The sequence below is a fragment of the Butyrivibrio sp. ob235 genome (genome assembly GCF_900109475.1).
Taxonomy (GTDB): Bacteria; Bacillota; Clostridia; order Lachnospirales; family Lachnospiraceae; genus Butyrivibrio.
Map to the genome: position 1 here is coordinate 1 of NZ_FOBE01000060.1, position 7,802 is coordinate 7,802.

Below are 7,802 nucleotides of genomic sequence, written 5' to 3' on the forward strand. Positions count from 1 at the left end.
TGATATTTGCAGATATGCTAAGATATAAGCTTGCTGAATACGGGATAAGATTTGCCCTGACCGAGGAGAGCTATACATCGAAGGCTGATTTTCTTGCCATGGATCCGATCCCCATGTATGAAAAAGGGAAGAATAAAGAATACTCTTTTTCAGGAAGAAGGATAAAAAGAGGACTGTACAGGCACTACGATGGAACAATAACAAATGCAGACATAAACGGAGCTGCCAATATCTTAAGAAAAGTATTCCCAAAGGTAACCCAATGGGATAGAGGCATAGTGGACATGCCCTGTTCTTTGGGATGCGTTAAGCATCCCAAAGGTTCATGCCGCTCTGCGGCATAACAGAAACCTCTTCCGACGCAGAGTCGGTGGAGGCAGTTCATGAAAGTTTATGAAAACTATATTGAATTATGAAGAATTATGAAAGTATAATGGATTATGAAGAATTATGAAAGGATGTCATGTTATGAAAAAGAATAATCCATTTACTCTTACTTTTGGAAAACAGCCAAATGAATATATATCCAGATATGAAAATACGGATATGATCTTAAGTACATTTGAGGCTGACAATCCAATCAGTCAGGCATATCTTATCGAAGGAATCAGAGGAAGTGGCAAGACTGTACTTATGACTTCAATAACAAATGAACTTGGGAAGGATAAGGACTGGATTGTAATAGACCTAAATTCAACGCAGGATCTTATCAATGACTGTGCTATGCGTTTGATCGATTCCTGCAAGAAAATCCCGGATTTCTTTAAACAGGGATTCAACATATCCATCGCAGGTTTTGGTATTGGTGTTAATGGAAATGATACTCCTCAGGATAACGTAAGCATCATAGATAATATGCTTTCTTCATTAAAAAAGTAATCATTACTATTGATGAAGTAATGCATGATGACAACATGCGTCACTTTGCGAGTCAGTTTCAAATTTTTGTTAGAAAAGATTATCCGGTTTTCCTGTTAATGACAGGATTATATGAAAATATCTATGCAATCCAGAACGACCCAGCTCTTACTTTTTTGCTTAGAACCCCGAAAATAACATTAGAACCACTAAGCTTGCATCAAATAACGAAACAGTATGCAGATATTTTTCAGATTGATGAAGACGATGCCAAGAACCTTGCACGGATAACTAAGGGATATGCTTTTGCATTCCAAGCGCTAGGTCTTCTATATTATGAATATAGAGATGAAATGGAGTTAAGAGAAATTCTCCTCAAGCTTGATGATATGCTTGAGGATTTTGTATATAAAAAAATATGGTCCTCATTATCAAAGCAGGATAGAGCAGTCATTCTTGCAATAAAAAAGGATGAGACCAAAGTCAGTGAAATATGTAAGAAGGTAGGCATGACATCTGCTGTTTTCTCAAGATATCGTGATAGACTGATAAAAAGAGGTATAATCATATCTTCGGGACATGGTTATATTTCTTTGCTACTTCCTCGATTTGAGATTGTTGCTAAAACTTATGAATAAGGTCTTCTAAACAACGGATTATCTTTATACAAATGAAATCTTTTATAAAACTTACAGACTTCAAGAAAAGTGAATTATTGGAGATTTTCAAGATTGCTGATTCTATAGAGCAGTATGAGGGCTTCTTAAAAGGAAAGACTATCGTTATGTTCTTTCCATCATCCAGCATAAGAACCAGAGTGTCTTTTGAAAAGGGTATTTTTCTTCTCGGTGGGCAATCCATATTATTTGATCCTGCAACGTTAGATAAAAAGAAAGATATCAGGGATGTTTGCGGATATCTTCAAAATTGGGCTGATGCTGTTATAGTCCGTTACCCGGATATTACTATGCTTGATAAAATGGCTGCAGCTATGACAATACCAGTTATAAATGCACTGACAAATGATAACCATCCTTGTGAAATGATGTCTGATTTATATGCACTCTCAAAAGTCAGAGCTGATTACCTTAAGGATGAGTATTTGTTTGTAGGGGCAGATGGAAATATAGGGAGAGCCTGGAAAGAAGCTTCAGAGGCACTCGGATTTTCATTAACTCAGAGTAGTCCTGCAAAGTATCAAATCTCTGGAGTTACTTGTAATGATAACTTGAAGAATGCGCTTGAAGGTAAAGATATTATTTGTACGGATTCCATTCCTTCAAACATGATAGGGGAATTTAAAGATTATCAGATTTCTAAAGACTTGATGGGAGTAGCAAATAAAGGCGCTATCCTAAATCCATGTCCGCCATTTTATAGAGGCGAAGAAGTAACAGAAGATGTAATTGATTCTGATTACTTTGTGGGATATGAGTTTAAACAGAGTTTATTAAAAGTGCAGCAGGCAATTTTAATCTATTGCTTATCAGATTAAGGGAGAATAAAGTGGTGGAAATCAAGCAAGTCACAGAGAATGAAAGAACGAGCGAGTTCATAAATGTAGAGTTTACAAATTATGCTACCGATTGTGATGTTGCACTTAACTTTGAAGAGTTCTGCTTTGCAGCAGTGGATGACGGTAACACAATTCTAAATGAGAAGGAATACAACAGAAGGGCAAAGAAAGCTTCCCTTGTTTTGCTATAAATCCAGGTGTTTATCTGCACCTGGAAATTTTTTGAAAAAATTTAGATGTAACCATTGACATTACATCAAAACGATGCTATATTAACACCATCAGATGAAACCACTACGGTTACAACGATGAACTTTTTAACATTCGAGGATAATTACCTCGCAGGGCAGAGCCCGGAAAGGAAAATAATCATGACAAATAAGGAAAAAGCATTAGCTCTCATCGGAACATTCGTATCAGGAGATGGAGATTATGCTCTTGCCTGCTCGGAAGGAACCTTTGGCGGTGTACCAACAACCTACTATGATCTGTTCCGTGTTGAGAACGGATTTATCGCAGAGCACTGGGATGTAATGGAGACATTAGCTGATAAGTCTACATGGGCTAATGAAAACGGAAAGTTTTAACTCAGTCGGAGTACAAGCTCCGACTGAGTTAAACGCTCCGCGAGGATGCGCACGGATTCGGACAGGAATTTGTCTGCTGAAGCAGACCCGAATCCGGCGCGCAAGACTCGCGAGCGAGTCTTGACTGTAACCATTGCAACTACATCTGTCACGAAGTAAAATGATGGCAGGAGGGCGCAAATCGTCCAGTGGACGATTGTTCTGCGCCGACCGAAATGGAATGGAGAGATTAAAAATGCAGATATCAAGCAGATTTACGGTTGCACTTCATATTTTTACATGTGTGGATACGTTTAAGGATGAACACAAGGTAACGAGCGATTTTCTTGCAGCCAGTATAAATACGAATCCTGTCATCATTAGAAAGATACTTACTCAGCTTAAGAACGCAGGGCTAATAAATGTTATCAGAGGAACAGGCGGAATAGAGCTTACAAGAGATCTTAAAGATATAACTTTTTATGATGTGTATCAGGCAATTGAGCCTTTGGAGGATGGAGATTTATTTAGATTTCATGAATCACCAAATCCAGAGTGCCCTGTTGGTAGGAATATCCATTCGCTATTGGATGATAAATTGAAAAACATCCAGGAAGCGATGGAATCAGAGATGAAAAAATACACTCTTAATGATTTAAGATCCGGAATGCAGGAACTGTTGGCAAAAGAAGCTTAACAATGAGACTCTGAGGTGTTTACTTCAGAGTCTTTTTTAGAAGGATGTGGAATATGGAAACTAAGGCTATGTCAAAGAATACTACACAGGAAGAACGTCTAGATTATCTTGTAGAAGGATTCAAGGCAGATTCAGATGAATATAAGGATTTAAAGACTCCAAATAGTACGGAAGATAAAAGACGAATCTTAAGGTCACTTATGAATATTCGTATGCCAAAAGAATTATCTTCTGAGGTCATGAAAGTACAGGATGAATATCTGACTGAAAGAGCGGCTGAAAAGGGTGTGGTGAATCTGTCAGACATCCCGGTTATCAGGGATGGACTTTCTATCTGGCAAGGGGATATCACAAGACTTTCGGTGGATGCTATTGTGAATGCTGCAAATTCGCAGATGCTGGGCTGTTTTGTTCCGATGCACACCTGTATAGATAACTGTATCCATACTTTTGCAGGAGTGCAATTAAGAGCTGAGTGCAACAGGCAGATGAACGAACTTCGAATCAGATATGGAAGAGACTATGAACAGCCGACCGCCGTTCCAATGCTTACTGAAGCTTATAATCTTCCAGCAAAGAAAGTAATTCATATAGTAGGTCCAATTGTCCAGTACAAACTTACTCCTGAATTGGAAAAGGATTTGGAGAACTGCTATAGAAACACTTTGGATATGTGTGCTGAAAATAGCTTGAAGAGCGTTGCTTTTTGCTGTATTTCAACAGGAGTATTTCATTTTCCAAATAAAGAAGCAGCTGAAATTGCGGTTAAGACTGTATCAGAATGGCTTCGTGAAAATCCTGGTAAGGTAGAAAGGGTGATATTCAATGTTTTTAAAGACGAAGATAAGGCCATTTATGAAAAACTTATATGATGAAGAGCAAATAAAAAGGCTTTTGCATGAAATCAAGGAAGCAGACGCAATTGTCATTGGAGCAGGAGCGGGACTATCAACATCTGCTGGCTTAACATATAGTGGTAAGCGCTTTGAAAAATACTTCTATGACTTTGCCAAAAGATTTGGAATAAGAGATATGTATTCAGGTGGTTTCTATCCGTTTCCGAGCGGAAAAATACGCTGGGCCTGGTGGGCGAGACATATTTATTTTAACAGATATATTGATGCTCCAAAGCCAGTGTATAGGGATCTTCTTAAGATGGTTTTCGATAAGGATTATTTTGTTATCACAACAAATGTAGATCACCAGTTTCAAAGAGCAGGTTTTGACAAGAAAAGACTGTTCTATACTCAGGGTGATTATGGTTTGTTTCAGAGCGTGAATCCTGCTATTCAGAAAACCTTTGATAATGAAGAGTGGGTAATGAAAGCTATGGAAGCACAAGGTTTTGTAAGAGATGATCAGGGAGTATTTCAGGTACCGATTGATGGTAAGCTACTGATGGAAATTCCTTCTGAGCTGATTCCAAAGTGTCCTGATGACGGCTCTGATATGACTATGAATTTGAGAGCTGATGATTCTTTTGTCGAAGATGAAGGATGGCATAGGGCATCTGCAGCATATTCTGATTTTATTCGCAGACATGAGAATCTTTATGTTCTTTATCTTGAATTGGGAGTAGGAGCTAATACGCCCGTAATAATAAAGTATCCGTTCTGGCAGATGACGCTGGCAAATGAAAAAGCGGTATATGCCTGCTTAAATTATGGCGAAAGCTATTGCCCGGAGGAAATTGCAGATAGAAGTATATGCATTGATGGTGATATAGGAGAAGTATTTGAGACGCAGATTCTTTAAATGTCTGCAAAATGTGGTTTTCTCGCTATGAAATATAACAAAACCAGATTGAAATTCAAGTTGTAGAGTAGATATAGATCAAAGGAGAAGGAAAATCAGAGCTGGAGAATAATAATGGAAATAAAGAAGAATTACAAAAAAACACAGATTGCATGCTATTTGGGATTTGTAACGCAGGCAATTTGTGCGAATTTCGTGCCATTGTTGTTTATAACATTTCACAATGATTACGATATTTCTTATGGTATGCTTGCACTTTTATCTACCAGTTTCTTTGTTACACAGTTGGTAGTTGATTTCTTATGTGCCGGAGTAGTAGATAAACTTGGATACAGAGTATGTGTTATCGTAGCAGAGATCACATCAGGGTTGGGACTTGCAGGACTTTCTTTACTACCGGATTTATTGCTAGTACCATTTTATGGAATTCTTGTTTGCGTCATTATCTATGCGATAGGAAGCGGCTTAACGGAAGTCCTGGTTAGTCCGATTGTTGAAGCATGTCCTTTTGAGAACAAGGACAATATGATGAGCCTGTTACATTCCTTTTATTGTTGGGGATGGGCCGCTGTTGTAGTATGCTCCACAGTTTTCTTTTCTGTCTTTGGAATAGATAATTGGAGAGTAATGGCACTTATATGGTCAATCATACCTTTGTATAACATTTATAATTTTGCAACATGCCCGATAGAACCTTTGGTAGAAGATGGTAAGAGCATGACAATGCTTGAGCTCTTCAGAACAAAAGCATTTTGGATCTTTATTATCCTTATGATCTGTGCAGGCTCTTCGGAAATAGCCATGGGGCAATGGGCATCTGCATTTGCTGAATCTGCATTACATGTTTCAAAAAGTGTTGGTGATTTGGCAGGACCTTGCGGATTTGCAGTATGCATGGGAATAAGCAGATTGCTGTATGGTAAATTCGGTGAAAAAGTTGACCTGACGATTTTTATGATGGGATCGGGAATTTTGTGCTTTGCGTGTTATTTAATAGCAGGGCTGGTAAGTGTTCCTTTAATCGGTTTGATAGGATGTGCGATGTGCGGCTTTTCAGTAGGAATAATGTGGCCGGGATCAATTAGCATTTCATCTAAGGCCCTTCCAACCGGAGGCACGGCAATGTTTGCAATTCTTGCACTTGCGGGAGATTTGGGCGGAGCAGTGGGACCAGCCATTATTGGAAGTGTATCGGAAAACGCAGCAAATAATTTGCAGGCAGGTGTATTGGCAGGAATAGGCTTTCCTGTTGTTTTAGTAATTTCTGTGTTCTATATTCGAAGAAAGTATCGGTAGTTATATCTGAAGATGATGCAGACAGTGACTGATATGAGAAAGAAAGTAGTTGGGACAATTCTTATTGGCATGCTTAAGGAAGATGATGAGTATGAAGTGATAGAGGTAACAGAATAAAATGTGAACATATTCATATAAAAATGACTTTTCGGTTTCAATGACAAAAGACGGATTCATCTGTATAATTTTCTTAAATGAAACAGATGGGAGATAGATATTATCGATGGGTGAGGATATAAAAAAAGATCCTTTTGAGGAATATATAAGGCATGTTGAACCGGATAAGAGAAAACTTGGTTATGCCTGGTATACAGCTGTCGGACTGCAGGCTGTTGATGGACTTAAGACTTCAGACTATCTTAAAGATACCGCGCAAAATAATATTGAAGGAAAAATAACCATCTCAGAAGCAGAGAAGCTCATTGAGAGTTATTATGAGACATCAAATTCAAGGGATACTGACAGGACAAAAGAAGCAGACTGCGTATCAGCAAGAATAGCAGCTATATTGTCTGATGATGCATTCACTTTTTCACTGCCTCAGTATCTTGGTATTCATAAGAGACTTTTTGAAGGAATATATGACCATGCCGGAAAAATCAGGGACTATAATATTTCTAAAAAAGAATGGGTACTGGATGGAGCATCTGTACATTATGGTAATGCCTTGGATTTGAAAGCTACACTTGAGTATGATCTACAGACCGAAAAGGAATATGAGTATTCTTATGATAATATCAGAGATGATATCAGACATCTTTCGAGATTCGTCGCTAACCTATGGCAAATACATGCTTTTGGGGAGGGGAATACAAGAACAACCGCTGTTTTCTTTATCAAATATCTGAGGACAATGGGATTTGATGTTACTAACGAAATATTTGCTGAGAATGCATGGTACTTTAGAAATGCGCTTGTAAGGGCAAATTACAACGATTATTCAAAGGGAGTACATGCTACTACGGAGTATTTGGAATCATTTATGCGAAATCTTTTACTTGGTGAGCATAATGAACTGCATAACAGAAATATGCATATCAGTGGATATTTCGAAAAACAGGACATTGAGAAAGCAAAACAGGACATTGGTGATAAAAAACAGGACATTGAGGAA

11 protein-coding genes are annotated in these 7,802 nt (G+C 38.2%); all 11 read left to right on the forward strand.

What is annotated here, in order from left to right; all coding sequences use genetic code 11:
- Window positions 1–344 (forward strand): transposase (locus BMW61_RS21165; RefSeq protein ID WP_242876861.1); only part of this gene is annotated, 344 nt, incomplete at its 5' end.
- A 124-nt stretch (window positions 345–468) separates the two neighbouring features.
- The gene (locus tag BMW61_RS21170) at window positions 469–879 is read left to right on the forward strand and encodes a hypothetical protein (RefSeq protein WP_091826000.1); all 411 of its coding nucleotides are present in this window, start codon (window positions 469–471) and stop codon (window positions 877–879) included.
- A gap of 20 nt (window positions 880–899) precedes the next feature.
- A complete protein-coding gene (locus tag BMW61_RS21175; protein WP_091826002.1) occupies window positions 900–1,496 on the forward strand; it encodes an ATP-binding protein in 597 nt (198 codons plus the stop codon).
- Between the two features lie 32 nt (window positions 1,497–1,528).
- A complete protein-coding gene (locus BMW61_RS21180; RefSeq protein ID WP_091826005.1) occupies window positions 1,529–2,353 on the forward strand; it encodes an ornithine carbamoyltransferase in 825 nt (274 codons plus the stop codon).
- Between the two features lie 14 nt (window positions 2,354–2,367).
- Entirely contained in the window at window positions 2,368–2,565 is a 198-nt protein-coding gene (locus BMW61_RS21185) for a hypothetical protein (protein WP_139176513.1), read from the forward strand.
- Window positions 2,566–2,745: 180 nt separating this feature from the next.
- On the forward strand, window positions 2,746–2,961 hold the full coding sequence (locus BMW61_RS21190; RefSeq protein ID WP_091826010.1) for a nuclear transport factor 2 family protein: 216 nt from the start codon (window positions 2,746–2,748) through the stop codon (window positions 2,959–2,961).
- A 235-nt stretch (window positions 2,962–3,196) separates the two neighbouring features.
- Window positions 3,197–3,637 carry an Rrf2 family transcriptional regulator gene (locus tag BMW61_RS21195; protein ID WP_022776971.1) on the forward strand — a complete coding sequence of 147 codons (441 nt, stop codon included), beginning with the start codon at window positions 3,197–3,199 and terminating at the stop codon, window positions 3,635–3,637.
- Window positions 3,638–3,690: 53 nt separating this feature from the next.
- Window positions 3,691–4,509, forward strand: a complete 819-nt coding sequence (locus tag BMW61_RS21200) for a protein-ADP-ribose hydrolase (protein WP_330388574.1) — start codon at window positions 3,691–3,693, stop codon at window positions 4,507–4,509.
- On the forward strand, window positions 4,493–5,392 hold the full coding sequence (locus tag BMW61_RS21205) for an SIR2 family NAD-dependent protein deacylase (RefSeq protein WP_091826013.1): 900 nt from the start codon (window positions 4,493–4,495) through the stop codon (window positions 5,390–5,392). Before BMW61_RS21200 ends, BMW61_RS21205 begins: the two co-directional genes overlap by 17 nt.
- A gap of 114 nt (window positions 5,393–5,506) precedes the next feature.
- Window positions 5,507–6,688 (forward strand): MFS transporter, encoded by a 1,182-nt coding sequence (locus BMW61_RS21210; protein WP_175475341.1) that lies wholly within the window; start codon window positions 5,507–5,509, stop codon window positions 6,686–6,688.
- A 223-nt stretch (window positions 6,689–6,911) separates the two neighbouring features.
- Window positions 6,912–7,802, forward strand: an 891-nt coding sequence (locus BMW61_RS21215) for a Fic family protein (RefSeq protein ID WP_242876862.1), incomplete at its 3' end; no start/stop codon positions are given.

Excerpts from the sequence above, each read along its gene's own strand:
- BMW61_RS21205 (WP_091826013.1), top strand. The coding sequence starts at position 4,493 with ATGAAAAACTTATATGATGAAGAGCAAATAAAAAGGCTTTTGCATGAA.
- BMW61_RS21190 (WP_091826010.1), top strand. The coding sequence starts at position 2,746 with ATGACAAATAAGGAAAAAGCATTAGCTCTCATCGGAACATTCGTATCA.
- BMW61_RS21210 (WP_175475341.1), top strand. The coding sequence starts at position 5,507 with ATGGAAATAAAGAAGAATTACAAAAAAACACAGATTGCATGCTATTTG.
- BMW61_RS21180 (WP_091826005.1), top strand. The coding sequence starts at position 1,529 with ATGAAATCTTTTATAAAACTTACAGACTTCAAGAAAAGTGAATTATTG.
- BMW61_RS21200 (WP_330388574.1), top strand. The coding sequence starts at position 3,691 with ATGGAAACTAAGGCTATGTCAAAGAATACTACACAGGAAGAACGTCTA.
- BMW61_RS21170 (WP_091826000.1), top strand. The coding sequence starts at position 469 with ATGAAAAAGAATAATCCATTTACTCTTACTTTTGGAAAACAGCCAAAT.
- BMW61_RS21175 (WP_091826002.1), top strand. The coding sequence starts at position 900 with ATGCATGATGACAACATGCGTCACTTTGCGAGTCAGTTTCAAATTTTT.
- BMW61_RS21195 (WP_022776971.1), top strand. The coding sequence starts at position 3,197 with ATGCAGATATCAAGCAGATTTACGGTTGCACTTCATATTTTTACATGT.